Consider the following 14529-nt stretch of genomic DNA (forward strand, 5'->3'; position numbering starts at 1 on the left):
ATGAGCATCGACGATACACGACTGAAGCGACTGAAGTTCCGGGCATGGCACCGGGGCTTCCGGGAAGCCGACCTCATCCTGGGGCCGTTCGCCGACACGCACGCCGCCAATCTGAGCGCCGAACAGCTCGACGCCTTCGAGGCGCTGCTGGAGCAGCCCGACCAGGACCTCTACGAGTGGATCGTCGAGCGCACGCCGACGCCGCCCGAGCTCGACGGCGAAATCATGGGCATGATCAAGCAGTTCCGCTTCGAAGCCTTCGAGGCGCGGGGAGGGCCGCATGGCGGCTGACGGTTTCCGCGCCCCCTCGGCGGCGGAGACCCGGCGTATCGCCCAGGATCCGGGCCGGTTGGACCTGGTCGGCGCTCCCGAGGGCTTCGACGCCCTGGTCATGGCCGATATCGTCAAGGCCCGCGGAGGGCTCTCGGTCTTCGTAGCGCGCGACGCCTCGCGCCTATCGGCCTTCATCGACGCCTTCGCGTTCTTCGCCTCCAGCGTCGAGATCGTTCGCTTCCCCGCCTGGGACTGTCTTCCCTATGACCGCATCGGCCCGTCGGCAGGCGCCGCGGCCGAACGGATGACCGCCTTGGCCAGGCTGGCCAAGGGCTTCGACGCCAAGAAGCCCGCCTTGCTGGTCACCACGGTCCCGGCGCTGATCCAGCGCGTGCCGCCACGATCGGCCGTCGAGGGCGCGGCCTATTCGGCCACCGTCGGCAATGTTGTCGAGATTGCTGACCTCGAACGCTACTTCGCGATCAACGGCTATCAGCGGGCCTCGACCGTGTCCGAACGGGGCGAGTTCGCGATCCGGGGCGGGGTGATCGACGTCTACCCGCCCAACGCCGACGAGCCGGTGCGGCTCGACCTGTTCGGCGACACACTGGAATCCATCCGCGCCTTCGATCCCGAAACCCAGCGTTCGACCAAGCAGCTCAAGGACATCTCCCTGCTGCCGGTCAGCGAGGCTCTGCTCGACAAGGACGCGGTCTCGCGCTTCCGCCGCGGCTATGTGGAGGCGTTCGGCGCGCCCGGGGGCGATCCGCTCTACGACACGGTCAGCGAAGGCGGTCGCCGCGCCGGGATGGAGCACTGGCTGCCGCTGTTCTATCCGGAGATGGCGAGCCTGCTCGACTATCTGCCGAATGACGCCCTGATCGCCCTGGACCATCTGGCCGACGCGGCCCGCGACGAGCGGCTCTCGATGATCGAGGACGCCTACGACGCCCGTGCGCAGGCCGATCGCAAGGTTCACTACCGCCCGCTCGAGCCGAGCCGGCTCTACATGGACGCCGACGAGTACCGCCAGGCGCTGGCTGTGCGCCCGACCCGGCGCTTCTCAGCCTTTCAGGAAGTCGAAGGCGACACCGTCATCGACATGGGCGCGCGCCAAGGGCGTACCTTCACCGCCGAGCGCCAGCAGGACTCGGTGAACCTGTTCGAGGCCACCGCCGATCACGCCCGCCGGCTGGTCGGGGAGGGCAAGCGCGTCCTCTTCGCGTCGTGGTCCGACGGTTCGTCAGACCGTTTGGGCGCTATGCTGGCCGATCACGGTCTGAAGAACATCTCGCTCGCGCCCTATTGGGACGCCGCCCGCTCGGCCGATCCTAAGATTTTCCAGCGGGTCGTCCTCCCGCTGGAGTCGGGCTTCGAGACCGAGAAGCTGGCGGTAATCTCCGAGACCGACATCCTGGGCGATCGTCTGGCCCGGCCGCGCCGCCGGCGGCGCGCGACGAACTTCCTGGCCGAAGCCTCCTCGCTGACGCCCGGCGACCTGGTCGTCCATATCGACCACGGCATCGGCCGCTACGAGGGCCTCAAGACCCTCGACGTCGCAGGCGCGCCCCACGACTGCCTGGAACTGCAGTACGGCGGCGAGGCCAAGCTCTACCTTCCGGTCGAGAACATCGACCTCCTGACCCGTTACGGCAGCGACGGCGAGGGCGTGCAACTCGACCGCCTGGGCGGCGCGGCCTGGCAGGCCCGCAAGGCCAAGGCCAAGGAACGCCTGCGTGAGATGGCCATCGGCCTCATCCGCATCGCGGCCGAGCGCGCGACCAAGGACACCGACGCCATCGTGCCGCCCAGCGGCGTGTTCGACGAGTTCTGCGCCCGCTTCCCCTACGAAGAGACCGAGGACCAGCTCAACGCCATCGGCGACGTGTTGGAGGACCTCGGCGCCGGCAAGCCGATGGACCGCCTGATCTGTGGCGACGTTGGCTTCGGCAAGACCGAGGTGGCGTTGCGCGCCGCCTTCGTCGTGGCGATGAGCGGCCAGCAGGTCGCTGTGGTGGCGCCGACCACCCTGCTGGCGCGCCAGCACTACAAGACCTTCTCCGAGCGGTTCCAGGGATGGCCGGTCAAGGTCCGCCGCCTGTCGCGTCTTGTCCCGGCCAAGGAAGCTTCCGAAACTCGCACCGCGCTCGCCAACGGCGAGGTCGAGATCATCGTCGGCACCCATGCGGTTCTGTCCAAGCAGGTCAGCTTCAAGAACCTGGGCCTCGTGATCGTCGACGAGGAGCAGCACTTCGGCGTCAAGCACAAGGAGAAGCTCAAGGAGCTTCGCGCCGATGTGCACATGCTGACCCTGACCGCCACGCCGATCCCTCGGACGCTGCAGATGTCGCTGTCGGGCATCCGCGAGATGTCGATCATCGCCACGCCGCCGGTCGACCGTCTGGCGGTGCGCACCTACATCACGCCCTTCGACCCGGTCGTCATCCGCGAGGCTCTGCTGCGCGAGAAATATCGCGGCGGCCAGGCCTACTACGTCGCCCCGCGCATCAGCGACCTGCCGGACCTCCAGAAGTTCCTGCGCGAGCAGGTGCCCGAGGTGAAGTTCGTGGTCGGCCATGGCCAAATGGCGCCGACCCAGCTCGAGGAGGTGATGAGCGCCTTCTACGAGGGGCAATACGATGTGCTGCTGTCGACCACTATCGTCGAGAGCGGCCTCGACATCCCGACCGCCAACACCATGGTCCTGCACCGCGCCGACATGTTCGGCCTGGCCCAAATGTATCAATTGCGCGGCCGCGTCGGCCGGGCCAAGGCGCGCGCCTACGCCTATCTGACCACACCCGCCGAGAAGCAGATCACGCTGTCGGCCGAGCGGCGGTTGAAGGTGCTGCAGTCGCTCGACAACCTCGGCGCTGGCTTCCAGCTCGCCAGCCACGACCTCGACCAGCGCGGCGGCGGCAACCTGCTGGGCGAGGAACAGTCGGGCCATATCCGCGAGATCGGGGTGGAGCTTTACCAGCAGATGCTGGAAGACGCCGTCAACGAGCTCAAGGAGCTGGCAGGCAAGGGCGAGGCCGCCGATCGCGGCTGGTCTCCGCAGATCAACACCGGCGCGGCCGTGCTGATCCCCGACGACTACGTGCCCGACCTCAATGTGCGCCTGTCGCTTTATCGCCGCCTGTCCGATGCCGAGAAGGCCGGCGACCGCGAAGCCCTGGCCGCCGAGATGATCGACCGCTTCGGCCCGCTGCCGCCGGAGGCCGGACAACTGCTCAAGGTCGTCGCGATCAAGGGCCTGTGCCGCGAAGCGAACGTCGCCAAGATCGACGTCGGCCCGAAGGGCGCGGTCGTCACCTTCCGGGGCGATGAGTTCAAGAACCCGATGGGCCTGGTCGGCTTCGTCCAAAAGAACCAGGTCGCCTGGAAAATCCGCCCCGACCACAAGGTCGTCGTAAAGGGCGAGTGGGAAACGCCGGAACAGCGCCTGGCCGCCGCCGAAGGCATCCTGACCGAACTGGCGAAGCTAGCAGCCTAGCCGCGGCGGGCGGCTGCAAGCATCCGCCTGGCGCGCAGCCACATCTCCAGCCGCTGGGCGCAGACCAGGCCTACAGCGAACAGCAGGAAGGCCTCGGAGATCTCGGTCGGCTGAACGTGCATCGCCCCTGCATGGGCGCCAGCGAAGTCGCGCAGGCCGTAGCGAACCGCAAACAAACCGGCCAGCAGCAGGACGCCGAGTGGAGAGACCTTGCTGGTCAGGGCGTGGGTCTGGGGATCGACGGTGATGGTCGTCGTCCGGCCTCGCCACCAACCCGCCGCGACGCCAAGCGCCAGGGCTGCGAGGCCGATCGCGATCATGCCAGGGCGTGGCGGCGGCAACCGCGAGAGCATCATGCCGAAGGCCAGCAGGACCAGCGCCGGCATGATCCACATGCGCTCGACTCGCAGCGTCCGTGTCCTCAGCCCTCTCAGCAGGATCAGTCCCAGCACGACCAGCGGGACCAAATAGGTCCAAGCGCCGCCCGGCGGGTCGGGCGGCATCAGCTCGCCTTCTGCTGCGCGCCGGCGGCGGCTTCTTCCAGGGCCTTGCCGACCTGGTCGGGGGATCCGACCTCGGCGACGCCGATATCGAAGTCGACCACGAAGGGCGGTTGTCCATCGCCAGCTTCGAAGGCGGTGCAGCCGATGACTGCGGCGATACGTTCGCCAGCGGCGCGGGCGGCGGCCTTGCCGGTGGCGGGCAGGGCGAGGGCGAAGACCTCCTGGCTCAGCCGGGCGGCGGTGTCCTCGACGCGCACCAAGCGACCGATCATCGAGCCAATCTGCGGAATAGCGCGGTCCAGCCAGCCGCCGGAGCGGGCCGCGGCGACGTCGGCGCGCTCGGCGACCTTGAGTACGCAGACCGACAAGGGGCGCCCGCGCACGCGCGACGCTTGAGCCAGCCGCCCGACATGGCGCGCAAAGAGGTCGCGGGTGAAGAGACCCGTCGCCGCGTCCATCAGACCCGAGGTCCGCGCCTTTTCCAGGGCCTTGCGGATGGCGGTCTGACGCCGATAGCTGCGCGCCAGTTCGAGCACACGCCGCGCCGTCTCGGTCTCCGGCGTCTCGGGAGAGGCCACGTCGGAAACGCCGCGGTGATAGGCCTCCGACATGGTCACATAGCTCTCCTGCCGCATGTAGAGCAGTGCAGGCGTATGATAGAGCCGGGTGTTGCGGCGCATCCCCGCGGCGATGGACAGCGCTTCCTGGCTCGTGTCGCCGGCCCACAGCACCACGGCGTCGAACGGCCGCTCGTGCAGATAGTCGAAGGCCGTATACGCGGTGAAGGCGCCCACCACTTCCGCGCCCGACCGGGTCAGGGCGTTGGAAAGGGCCAGGAACTGCGGCGCAGGTTCCCCGATCGCCAGGACATGGAACGGCGCTGAGTCCGGCTCGGGCATGTCCAGACGCCTGCCGCGATCGGCGAAAGTCTCCAGCCGCAGCTCGAACTCTTCCTCGGCTACGGCGGTTCGAACCAGGGTTTCCAGCCGCATGACCATTTGCGCCGGGTGCGCCGGCGCCGCCAGCGTGAGGTCGAAATCATAGGTATCGAGCTCAGGCCCGGGATCGCCGATGGCGATCACCGGCAGCCTCCGCGGGGCGCAGGCGTTCTTCAGCCGGCGGGACATGGTCAGCGCCTCGTGTCCTCCGCTCGCAAGGTCGACAATCGCCGCTTCGACGCCGAGATCGGCCAGGGCCGCCGTCGCCGCATAGGGGCCGCGCGCCGTCACTGTGCGCCAGCCGAGCCGGTCCAGCCCCTCGGCCAACGGGCCAGCCACCGCGTCGTCCCTCGCTACGATCAAGACTCGCGCCTGGACGCCCGCCGTCATTCGCTTAAACCCTGGCCTCTTACGCCCGTCCCGCGGGGTGAAGCGGGAATCGAAGCGCAACAGGACTATACAGCCGACAGGCGAATGACACAGCGACGGCGCGTCGCGGGACTGTGGAGGGAAACGGGAATGGAAACGGGTGTTCTGAGCGGCCAGGTCGCGGTGATTACAGGCGCTTCGGGCGGGCTGGGCGCGCATTTCGCGCGCGTCCTGGCCAAGGCTGGCGCTAGCGTCGCCCTGACCGCGCGCCGCCTGGACATGGTCGAGGCCGTCGCCGGCGAGATCGCCGGAGCCGGCGGCCGCGCGATGGCGCTCAAGCTGGACGTCGCCGACGCCCAGGCCATCGGCCCGGCCTTCGACGAGATCGAGGCCGGCCTCGGCCCGATTTCCATCCTGGTCAACAACGCCGGCGTCGGCGGCGAGGGGCTGGCGCTGGATTTGACTGTCGAGGACTGGGACCGGACCTTCGACGTGAACGTGCGCGGCGTGTTTTTCAGCGCCCAGCAGGCGGCCAAACGCATGATCGCGTCGGGCGTCGCCGAGGCTGGCGCCGCGCGCATCGTCAACATTGCGTCGATCGCCTCGCACACCGTGTTGCCGGGCCTATCGGCCTACTGCGCCTCCAAGGCCTCGGTCGCCATGCTGACCAAGAGCCTGGCGCGCGAGTGGGCTCGGCGGGGAATCGCGGTCAACGCTATCTGCCCGGGCTACATCGAGACCGACATCAATTCGGACTGGTTCAAGACCGAGGGCGGACTGAAACAGATGAAGGGCTTCCCCCGTCGTCGCCTGATGGGCGCCGAGGACCTCGACGCTTCGCTGCTGATGCTTTGCGGGCCGGCCACGCGGGCCATCACGGGCACGGTGATCACCATCGATGACGGCCAGTCTCTGCCAGGCGGCGGCTGATATTGGCTGACGGCGCGTCAGCGCTCCTAGGGTCGTTCGAACACAGAGGGAGTAGACGAATGGGCCAGGGACCGCTGAGCGGGCTGAAGGTCGTGGAGTTCGCGGGGATCGGGCCTGGCCCGTTTTGCGGCATGCTGCTGTCCGACCTGGGCGCGGACGTCGTGCGCATCGACCGCAAGGGGCAGGGCCGGGCCTCGCCGGCCGACATCACCTCGCGCGGGCGCCGGTCGGTCGGCCTGGACCTCAAGAACCCAGCCGCCATCGAGACCTGCCTGAAGCTGATGGAAGGCGCCGACGCGGTGTTTGAGGGCTTCCGTCCGGGCGTGATGGAGCGCCTTGGCCTTGGCCCCGACGTCGCACTCGCCCGTAATCCGAAGCTGGTCTACGGCCGGATGACCGGATGGGGACAGTTCGGTCCCTACGCCAACGCCGCCGGCCACGACATGAACTACATCGCCATCACCGGCGCGCTGCACGCCATCGGCACAGGCGACAAGCCCGTGCCGCCCTTGAACCTGGTCGGCGACTTCGGGGGCGGGGCGCTCTATCTGGCTTTCGGCCTGCTGGCGGGGGTGATCAACGCTCGCGAAACCGGCAAGGGGCAGGTCATCGATTGCGCCATGAGCGATGGCGCGGCCTCGCTTATGGCGATGTTCTACGGCTTCAAGGCCGGCGGCATCTGGAAGGAGCAGCGGCGCTCGAACCTGCTCGACGGCGGCGCTCACTTCTACGACACCTACCAGTGTTCCGACGGCAAGTGGGTCTCGATCGGCTCGATCGAGCCGCAGTTCTACGCCTTGCTGCTGGAAAAGACTGGCATCAACGACCCGGATTTCTCGGCCCAGATGGACCGCGGGCGCTGGGACTCGCTGCGCGAGAAGCTGGCCCACGTCATCGCGCAGAAGACGCAGGACGAGTGGACGCAGATCATGGGCGCCACCGACGTCTGTTTCGCACCCGTCCTCGACCTCGACGAAGCGCCCAAGCATCCGCACAACGCTGCGCGCCAGACCTTCTTGGACGTGGAAGGCGTGATCCAGCCTGCGCCAGCGCCCCGCTTCTCAGCGACGCCCGGCGCCATCCAGGGCCCGCCGCCGGCCATCGGCGCCCATGATCGCCAGGCGCTGGGCGACTGGGGCTTCTCGACCGCCGAGATCGACGCCCTCCAGTCGGCCGGTGCGTTGGCCGGCTAAGAAAAAGGCCCCGGGCGCGAGCCCGGGGCCGATCTCTTCGACGATCTCGCTGGCCTATTTGGCCGGAGCGGCCATGGCCGGCAGATCGGTCGCAGCCTTCTTCTGGGCTTCGTGATCTTCCGGGCCCAACGGGATCAGCCCGCGCTGCTGCAGGTAGCCGCCCTTGCCGGTGGCCGCGTCGGACACGAAGGCGCTGACGAATTCGCGCAAGCCCGGCGTCACGCCGATATTGGCCTTCTTCACATAGATGTAGAGCGAACGCGACACCGGATAGGAGCCGTTCGAGATGGTCTCGAAGGTCGGGGCGACGCCGTCGACGGTGGCGGCCTTCACGCTGTCCAGGTTGTTTTCGAGGAACGAGTAGCCGAACACGCCGATCGCGTTCGGAGTCTTGGTCAGGGTCTGGACGATGGCGTTGTCGTTCTCGCCCGCATCGACCCAGGCGCCGTCGCTGCGGATCGTGTGGGCCTTGGCCTTGAAGCCGTCCTCATCCTTACCGTGGAGGGCGTCGAGCGCGGGGATCTTGCGGGCTCCCTTTTCCATCGCCAGTTCACTGAACGCATCGCGCGTGCCCGAGGTGGGCGGCGGGCCGTAGACCAGGATCGCCTGGGCGGGCAGGGCGGCGTCGACGTCCTTCCAGCTTTTGGCGGTGTTCTTCTCGAAAGCGGCGCCCTTCGGCAGTTCGGCGGCCAGGCCGCGATAAACCTGGTCGAGCTTGAAATTGTAGGTCGGGCCAGTTTTGGCGTTAGCGATCACGATGCCGTCATAACCGATCTTGATCTCGACGATGTCGGTCACGCCCTTGGCGGCGCAGGCCTCGAACTCCGATTTCTTCATCGGGCGCGAGGCGTTAGCGATGTCGGGATAGGCCGCGCCCGTGCCGCTGCAGAACAGCTTGAAGCCGCCGCCGGTGCCCAGGCTTTCGACCTTGGCCGGGCGGCCGCCGGTCGTCTTGGCGACGTTTTCGGCCACGCGAGTCGAGAACGGGAAGACCGTGGAGGAGCCGGCGGCCCAGACCTGGTCACGCCCGCTGGCGCTCGGGCCTGCGGCCTTTTCGGCGCCGCCCTTGTTGGCTTGCTGGCCGCAGGCGCTGAGCGCGACGGCGGCGATGGCGAGATAGGCGTAGGGTTTCATGAGACGGCTCCGGAACCTTGGGGTGAGGTGCCGCTAACATCGTTGTTTGACACTTATGTGAAGGTTGGGTGACGCCTTTCGCAGGTGAACGCCGTCTACGAACAATGTTCAGCGGGGGTTCAGGCGTCCGGACCGAAAGTGCGCACAGGCCGGTCGTCGCAATCTCCCGTCCCTCGACGCGGCGGCCGGTCCGATGGCCTGACACGCCCATCGGCGGCGCGCCGGTTCGCCGGCGCGCCGTTCGCGTGCGGGGCGATCGCGGGGTTGCGCTGCCGCTTCTCCTTGATCACCTTCCGCGCCATGTCGCTTCGACAGAGAATCCAAGACCTGCGAGAGGTCGACTGGGACCCCACCCATTGGGCCCGCCTTGCCCTGGTGATCATGGGCCGCGCTCTGCGCCGCCTGTGGGGGCGCGACGTCATGCTCTATGTCGGCGGGGTCTCGTTCTTCGCCATGCTGGCGGTATTCCCGGGCCTGGCGATCGGTATCGGCGTCTACAGCCTGCTGGCCGACGCGAACGAGGTCGCCCACCAGGCGGAGGCCATGGCCAGGCTGCTGCCGGCCGGAGCGCAGAGTCTTTTCCAGGCCGAGCTCGAACGGTTGGCCCAGGCCCCGTTCCAGGCCGTCTCGACCCAGAGCGGCGTGGCTTTAGTGGTCGGCGGCTATGCGGCGCATCGCGGCTTCAAGGCTCTGCTGGCGGGACTCTCCTTCATTCACGACGAGGATGCGCCGCGCGGGTTCCTGGGCTTCAACATCATGGCGCTGGTCGTGCTGATCGCCGCGTTCGTGATGCTGGCCTTCTTCTCGGCGATCTTCTTCTATTTCCGCTTCATGGCCGCCGCGTTTGGCCTCAAGCCGCTCGCGGGCGTCTCGTGGCTCTACAGCGAGTGGACCTGGGCCAGCTTCGGGCTGACAGTGGCGATGAGCCTGATCTATCGCTTCGCAATGTCCAGCAAGCCGGTGGCCTGGATACCTTCCATATTGGGCGGGGCGTCGGCCGCGGTCCTGTGTCTGTTCGTCTCTTGGGCCAGCGCCTTCTATGTCGAGCAGATCGCCCATCTCGGCGCGACGTACGGCTCCGTGGCGACGGTCGTGGTCTTCCTGATCTGGCTCTCCTGGAGCGTCAACGCCGTCTTCTTCGGGGGCGCGTTCGCCACCGAGATCGAGTTGGTCGTCGAGGAACGCCGCGGCCACCTGCCGCTGGGGATCGACCCTAAGCTGGCTTCCCGATCAGAAAACTGAGGCCGTCGGGCGTCTCGACGCTCTCCAGCACCGCAAAGCCGCCGCCGGCTGCAAAGTGCGGCACGTCGATCCGCGCCAGGGGATCGTCGGCCAGCAGCCGCACCTTCGCGCCGGCCGGCGCGGTCTCCAGGGCCTTGCGCAGGCGCAGGGTCGGCACCGGACAGCGATGTCCGCGAGCGTCGACGAGGATTTCCGATCCGTCCATGCGCGCCGACTTACAGTCACAAGGGCTTGAACCCAAGCCCTCAGCTTTTGCAATCGGGGCCTGTTCGCCCTAGCCCAGTGAAGGATGGCGGAAACCTTCACGACGAACGTTCCGGCTAGGCTCGATCGCCTGCCCTGGAGCCGTTTTCACTGGATGGTGGTGATCGCGCTGGGCGTCACCTGGATCCTCGACGGACTTGAAGTCACCCTGGTCGGATCGCTGTCTCCTGCGATCGCCGGCGGGCTTGGCCTCTCAAGCACCCAGATCGGCCTGAGCGGCAGCGCCTACATCCTCGGCGCCGTACTGGGGGCGTTGGTCTTCGGGCGGCTCACCGACACATTTGGACGTCGGCGTCTCTTCACCGTAACCGTGGGCGTGTATCTCGCCGCCACCATCCTCACCGGCTTCTCTTGGGACTTCTGGTCGTTCCTGCTGTTCCGGTTCCTGACCGGGGCCGGGATCGGCGGCGAGTACGGAGCGGTGAACTCGGCCATCCAGGAACTCATTCCCGCCCGCCGGCGCGGCTATACGGACTTGGCCATCAACGGCAGCTTCTGGGTTGGCGCGGCGCTGGGCGCAATGGGTTCGCTGATCGTGCTCGATCCGCAGATTATCGACCAGGCATGGGGCTGGCGGCTGGCCTTCATCATCGGCGGAACCCTGGCGCTGATCGTCATCTACATCCGCCGCTACATACCCGAGAGCCCGCGCTGGCTGATGACCCATGGTCATCCACAAGAGGCCGAGGCGGTTGTCGCGGCCATCGAAGCGGACATCGAGCGGCGCGGGACCAAGCTCAGCGCCGTCGAGACTCTGCCGAGCCTGCGCCTGCGGCCGATGAGGACTTCGTGGCTCGATATCGCGCGCTCGCTGGTCGTACGCCATCCGAAGCGGACAGTGCTCGGCGTCGTGCTGATGGCGACGCAGGCGTTCTGCTACAACGCGATCTTCTTCACCTACGCCCTGGTTCTGACCAGGTTCTACGGCGTAGCCCCGGCCTCGGTCGGGTGGTTCATCCTGCCGTTTGCGGCGGGCAATTTCCTCGGCCCTCTTCTGCTTGGCCACTTCTTCGACTCGATCGGGCGTAAGCCGATGATCGCCCTGACCTATGGGTTGTCGGGGGCGCTGCTCTGCCTGACCGGCTGGGCCTTCGCCGAGAACATGCTGTCGGCGGTCTGGCAGACCGTGGCCTGGACGGTGATCTTCTTCTTCGCCTCGGCCGGCGCCAGCGCCGCCTATCTGACGGTCGGCGAGTCCTTCCCGCTGGAGACGCGGGCGGTGACCATCTCCCTGTTCTACGCCTTCGGGACGCTGCTGGGCGGGGTAGGGGGGCCGGCCTTGTTCGGCGCGCTCATCGAGACCGGCGAGCGCCACCAGATACTCTGGGGCTACCTTCTGGGCGGCGGCTTGATGCTGCTGGCCGCGGTCGTGGAGCTGTTCCTCGGCGTCGCTGCGGAGCGAAAGCCGCTGGAGGAGGTCACCCCGCCGCTGTCGATCATCGACGACGTTCCCTAGGCCCGATCCCGCCGACCTGGCGCCAAGTTCACATCGCCGCCGGGCGCGAGCGCGTCTGCACCTGGTTTACCGAGCCTAGTGCGGGGGCATTGATCTCGCAGGCCGGGCGACTGCAGGGACGGCGCCGCGACCTCGGCAACTATCTGGAATTACGCGTAAACCTCGCCGAAATACCTGACATGCAAGATGCCGAGATCATCGGATCGGGGCGCCATGCAGTCTCTCTCGCGCAGGTTTCAAGTCAGTCTGGGCGTCATGTCCACGCTCGTGACCCTGCTGGCCGCGATCGGGGCCTTCATGGTGTTTCAGCGTGAGCTGTTCAATCGCCAGATCGCCTTCCTCGGCGACTATGTGGCCGAGCGCAGCACCAATGCGGACAAGCGGTTTTCCAACCTGGAGAACCTGCACAAATCCGCCGCGGTCGAGCTTGAGCGCCGCCTGCATCACCTGCGCCCTCAGGACGTCGATCGGCTGACCGACCGCTACTACCCGTTGCGGCCCGACGGCACGCGCCGCAGCCGGCCGGAGGACTTTGATGGCCGCCTGACCCCGACAGGGGAATACACCTACGGCATGGGCGCTTTCATCTCACGGGCGGCGGCGACGCCGCCGGCCGAGAAGGCCGTGCTGGTGGCGGCCTACGAGATCGTCTCGGACTTCGGCCAGGCGGCGCACGGCGAGTATGACAACTTCTACTTCTTCACCCCCGCGACACGGCTGGTGATGTTCGGGCCCGACCGTCCCGACCGCTTGATGTTCTACCGCCACGACGCGCCGGCCGACCTCGACTTCTCCAAGGAGGAGATGGCCAGTCTCACGACGCCGCAGAACGACCCCCAGCGCGCCACCCGCTGCACCAATCTCCAGCGCCTGATCCAGGACACCAAGGGCGAGCGGCTCGCCACCGCCTGCCTGACGCCGGCCTATGTGAACGGCCGCTATGTCGGCGCCTTCGGCTCGTCCATCGAGCTGACCGGATTCTTCTTGGACGCCATCCGCAACACCCTGCCGGGCGCATCCAACCTGGTCGTCACCGCCAAGGGCGAACTGATCGCCTTTCCGGGCTTCGAGACCCCGGGGCGCGCATCGGAGAACACCGTGGCCGCGTACGAGAAGCGTCTCGGGCTCAAGGCGCTGATCAAGGCGATCCAGGCCGACGGCCGGCCGCATGGGGTGATCGAGAACCGGGCCCGCAACGAGATCGTCGCCTATGGCCGGCTGGCGGGGCCGGACTGGTACCTGCTGCTGACCTATCCGAAGGCCGCCGTCACCATGTCGGCCGTGCGTTCGGCGTCCTGGGTCCTGGCGTTGGGCCTGCTGGCTTCGACCGCGCAGTTGCTCCTGGTCGTCAGCTTGGCCCGGCGCACGATCGTCCAGCCGCTGCGCCAGCTGGCCGCCTCCTGCGAGCCCGAGGCTTTCGGCGCGGAGGATCGCGCCGACGTCAGCGTGATCGAGGCCCGCAACGACGAAATCGGCGTCCTGGCCAAGGCGCTGCGCAACGAGCGCGACAAGGTCGATCAGGTCATGTCCTCGCTCGAGGATCGGGTGCACGAGCGCACCGCCGAGCTGGAACGCGCCAATGCCGAGAAGTCGCGCTTCCTGGCCAATATGAGCCACGAACTGCGCACGCCCCTCAACGGCGTGATCGCCATTTCCGAGACCCTCTCGGCCGAGCAGACCTCGCCCAAGAGCCGCGAGCTGGCCGAGCTGATCGTCTCTTCGGGACGTCTGCTCGAGCAGGTCCTGACCGACATCCTCGACTTCTCGAAGATCGAGGCCGGCGAAATCGCTCTGACCGCCGAGCCGTTCGCCATGCGCAGCATCGTCGGCCGCATCGCCGAACTGCATCGCGCCGCAGCCGAATCCAAGGGCCTGCGCCTGGAGTGGAGCATCGATCCGCAGGCCGACGCCCATTTCGTGGGCGACGCCGTGCGATTGACTCAGGTGCTGTCGAACCTGCTCTCCAACGCCGTGAAGTTCACGGAAGCCGGCACAGTTGCGCTGCGTGTGGATCGCGACGGCGAAACACTGCGATTCCGCGTGGCCGACACCGGCATAGGCTTCGACGACGAGGTGAAGGCGCGGCTGTTCCGGCGTTTCGAACAGGCCGACGACTCGATCCGTCGCCGCTTCGGCGGCACGGGTCTCGGCTTGGCCATCAGCCGCTCCCTGGTCGAGCTGATGGGGGGAACGATCGACGTCGCCTCGCGCCCAGGCGTGGGTTCCACCTTCGTCGTGGCCGTACGGTTGCCCGAGGCGGACGGAGCCCTGATCGACCCCACGCCCTGTCCGACCGAGACGTTCGATATCGCCGGCCGTCGCATCCTGCTGGCCGAGGATCATCCGACCAACCAGAAAGTCGTGCAGCTGATCCTGCAGTCGGTCGGGGTCGAGCCGGTGATCGTCGAGAACGGCGCGCAGGCGCTGCACGCCCTGAAGGCCGAGCGCTTCGACGTGGTGCTGATGGATATGCAGATGCCAGAGTTGGACGGACTGTCGGCGACCAGCGAGCTGCGCGAGTTCGAGGCGGTCGAGGGCCTGGCGCGCACGCCGGTGATCATGCTGACCGCCAACGCCCTGGACGAGCATGTTCGCGCCAGCAGCCAGGCCGGCGCCGATCTGCACCTCTCGAAGCCGATCCGCGCGGCAGCGCTCATCGAAGCCATTGTGATTGCAATAAGCGGCGCGGAGGAAGACCCCGCCGGGCAGCGCGCCGCCGCGGGCTGACGCA

Annotated in this window: 11 protein-coding genes; 7 read left to right on the forward strand and 4 right to left on the reverse strand. The window is 67.5% G+C overall.

The window, feature by feature from the left end; translation table 11 throughout:
* A complete protein-coding gene (locus tag ACE3T2_RS15560) occupies positions 1–291 on the forward strand; it encodes a succinate dehydrogenase assembly factor 2 (protein WP_374658928.1) in 291 nt (96 codons plus the stop codon).
* Complete coding sequence (gene mfd / locus ACE3T2_RS15565; protein WP_374658930.1) at positions 281–3769, forward strand: transcription-repair coupling factor; 3489 nt, start codon at positions 281–283, stop codon at positions 3767–3769. The genes ACE3T2_RS15560 and mfd overlap by 11 nt, the downstream gene beginning before the upstream one ends.
* On the opposite strand, the gene ACE3T2_RS15570 is transcribed toward mfd, so the two are convergent.
* Complete coding sequence (locus tag ACE3T2_RS15570; protein ID WP_374658932.1) at positions 3766–4272, reverse strand: DUF1453 domain-containing protein; 507 nt, start codon at positions 4270–4272, stop codon at positions 3766–3768. The two genes, mfd and ACE3T2_RS15570, sit on opposite strands and share 4 nt — an antisense overlap.
* The gene (locus ACE3T2_RS15575) at positions 4272–5600 is read right to left on the reverse strand and encodes a diguanylate cyclase domain-containing protein (protein ID WP_374658934.1); all 1329 of its coding nucleotides are present in this window, start codon (positions 5598–5600) and stop codon (positions 4272–4274) included. Before ACE3T2_RS15575 ends, ACE3T2_RS15570 begins: the two co-directional genes overlap by 1 nt.
* A 129-nt stretch (positions 5601–5729) precedes the next feature.
* On the opposite strand from ACE3T2_RS15575, the gene ACE3T2_RS15580 reads away from it, so the two are divergent.
* Together ACE3T2_RS15580 and ACE3T2_RS15585 are read left to right on the forward strand one after the other, a co-directional pair.
* On the forward strand, positions 5730–6509 hold the full coding sequence (locus ACE3T2_RS15580; protein ID WP_374658936.1) for an SDR family NAD(P)-dependent oxidoreductase: 780 nt from the start codon (positions 5730–5732) through the stop codon (positions 6507–6509).
* Between the two features lie 59 nt (positions 6510–6568).
* Positions 6569–7702 carry a CaiB/BaiF CoA transferase family protein gene (locus ACE3T2_RS15585; RefSeq protein WP_374658938.1) on the forward strand — a complete coding sequence of 378 codons (1134 nt, stop codon included), beginning with the start codon at positions 6569–6571 and terminating at the stop codon, positions 7700–7702.
* Between the two features lie 54 nt (positions 7703–7756).
* On the opposite strand, the gene ACE3T2_RS15590 is transcribed toward ACE3T2_RS15585, so the two are convergent.
* Positions 7757–8836, reverse strand: coding sequence for a substrate-binding domain-containing protein (locus ACE3T2_RS15590; protein WP_374658940.1), 1080 nt, complete (start codon positions 8834–8836; stop codon positions 7757–7759).
* A 300-nt stretch (positions 8837–9136) separates the two neighbouring features.
* On the opposite strand from ACE3T2_RS15590, the gene ACE3T2_RS15595 reads away from it, so the two are divergent.
* Positions 9137–10078: a YihY/virulence factor BrkB family protein gene (locus ACE3T2_RS15595; RefSeq protein ID WP_374658942.1), complete on the forward strand. Its 942-nt coding sequence runs from the start codon at positions 9137–9139 to the stop codon at positions 10076–10078.
* On the opposite strand, the gene ACE3T2_RS15600 is transcribed toward ACE3T2_RS15595, so the two are convergent.
* Positions 10050–10283 carry a sulfurtransferase TusA family protein gene (locus tag ACE3T2_RS15600; protein WP_374658944.1) on the reverse strand — a complete coding sequence of 78 codons (234 nt, stop codon included), beginning with the start codon at positions 10281–10283 and terminating at the stop codon, positions 10050–10052. The genes ACE3T2_RS15595 and ACE3T2_RS15600 overlap by 29 nt on opposite strands.
* Positions 10284–10367: 84 nt before the next feature.
* On the opposite strand from ACE3T2_RS15600, the gene ACE3T2_RS15605 reads away from it, so the two are divergent.
* Positions 10368–11798, forward strand: coding sequence for an MFS transporter (locus tag ACE3T2_RS15605; protein WP_374658946.1), 1431 nt, complete (start codon positions 10368–10370; stop codon positions 11796–11798).
* 255 nt (positions 11799–12053) lie between these two features.
* A complete protein-coding gene (locus ACE3T2_RS15610) occupies positions 12054–14525 on the forward strand; it encodes an ATP-binding protein (protein WP_374658948.1) in 2472 nt (823 codons plus the stop codon).
* Positions 14526–14529 lie beyond the last annotated feature (4 nt).

Source organism: Phenylobacterium sp. (assembly GCF_041919955.1).
Lineage (GTDB): Bacteria > Pseudomonadota > Alphaproteobacteria > Caulobacterales > Caulobacteraceae > Phenylobacterium.

Excerpts from the sequence above, each read along its gene's own strand:
- ACE3T2_RS15570 (WP_374658932.1), bottom strand. The coding sequence starts at position 4,272 with ATGCCGCCCGACCCGCCGGGCGGCGCTTGGACCTATTTGGTCCCGCTG.
- ACE3T2_RS15610 (WP_374658948.1), top strand. The coding sequence starts at position 12,054 with ATGTCCACGCTCGTGACCCTGCTGGCCGCGATCGGGGCCTTCATGGTG.
- ACE3T2_RS15580 (WP_374658936.1), top strand. The coding sequence starts at position 5,730 with ATGGAAACGGGTGTTCTGAGCGGCCAGGTCGCGGTGATTACAGGCGCT.
- ACE3T2_RS15600 (WP_374658944.1), bottom strand. The coding sequence starts at position 10,283 with ATGGACGGATCGGAAATCCTCGTCGACGCTCGCGGACATCGCTGTCCG.
- mfd (WP_374658930.1), top strand. The coding sequence starts at position 281 with ATGGCGGCTGACGGTTTCCGCGCCCCCTCGGCGGCGGAGACCCGGCGT.
- ACE3T2_RS15585 (WP_374658938.1), top strand. The coding sequence starts at position 6,569 with ATGGGCCAGGGACCGCTGAGCGGGCTGAAGGTCGTGGAGTTCGCGGGG.
- ACE3T2_RS15560 (WP_374658928.1), top strand. The coding sequence starts at position 1 with ATGAGCATCGACGATACACGACTGAAGCGACTGAAGTTCCGGGCATGG.
- ACE3T2_RS15605 (WP_374658946.1), top strand. The coding sequence starts at position 10,368 with ATGGCGGAAACCTTCACGACGAACGTTCCGGCTAGGCTCGATCGCCTG.
- ACE3T2_RS15590 (WP_374658940.1), bottom strand. The coding sequence starts at position 8,836 with ATGAAACCCTACGCCTATCTCGCCATCGCCGCCGTCGCGCTCAGCGCC.
- ACE3T2_RS15575 (WP_374658934.1), bottom strand. The coding sequence starts at position 5,600 with ATGACGGCGGGCGTCCAGGCGCGAGTCTTGATCGTAGCGAGGGACGAC.
- ACE3T2_RS15595 (WP_374658942.1), top strand. The coding sequence starts at position 9,137 with ATGTCGCTTCGACAGAGAATCCAAGACCTGCGAGAGGTCGACTGGGAC.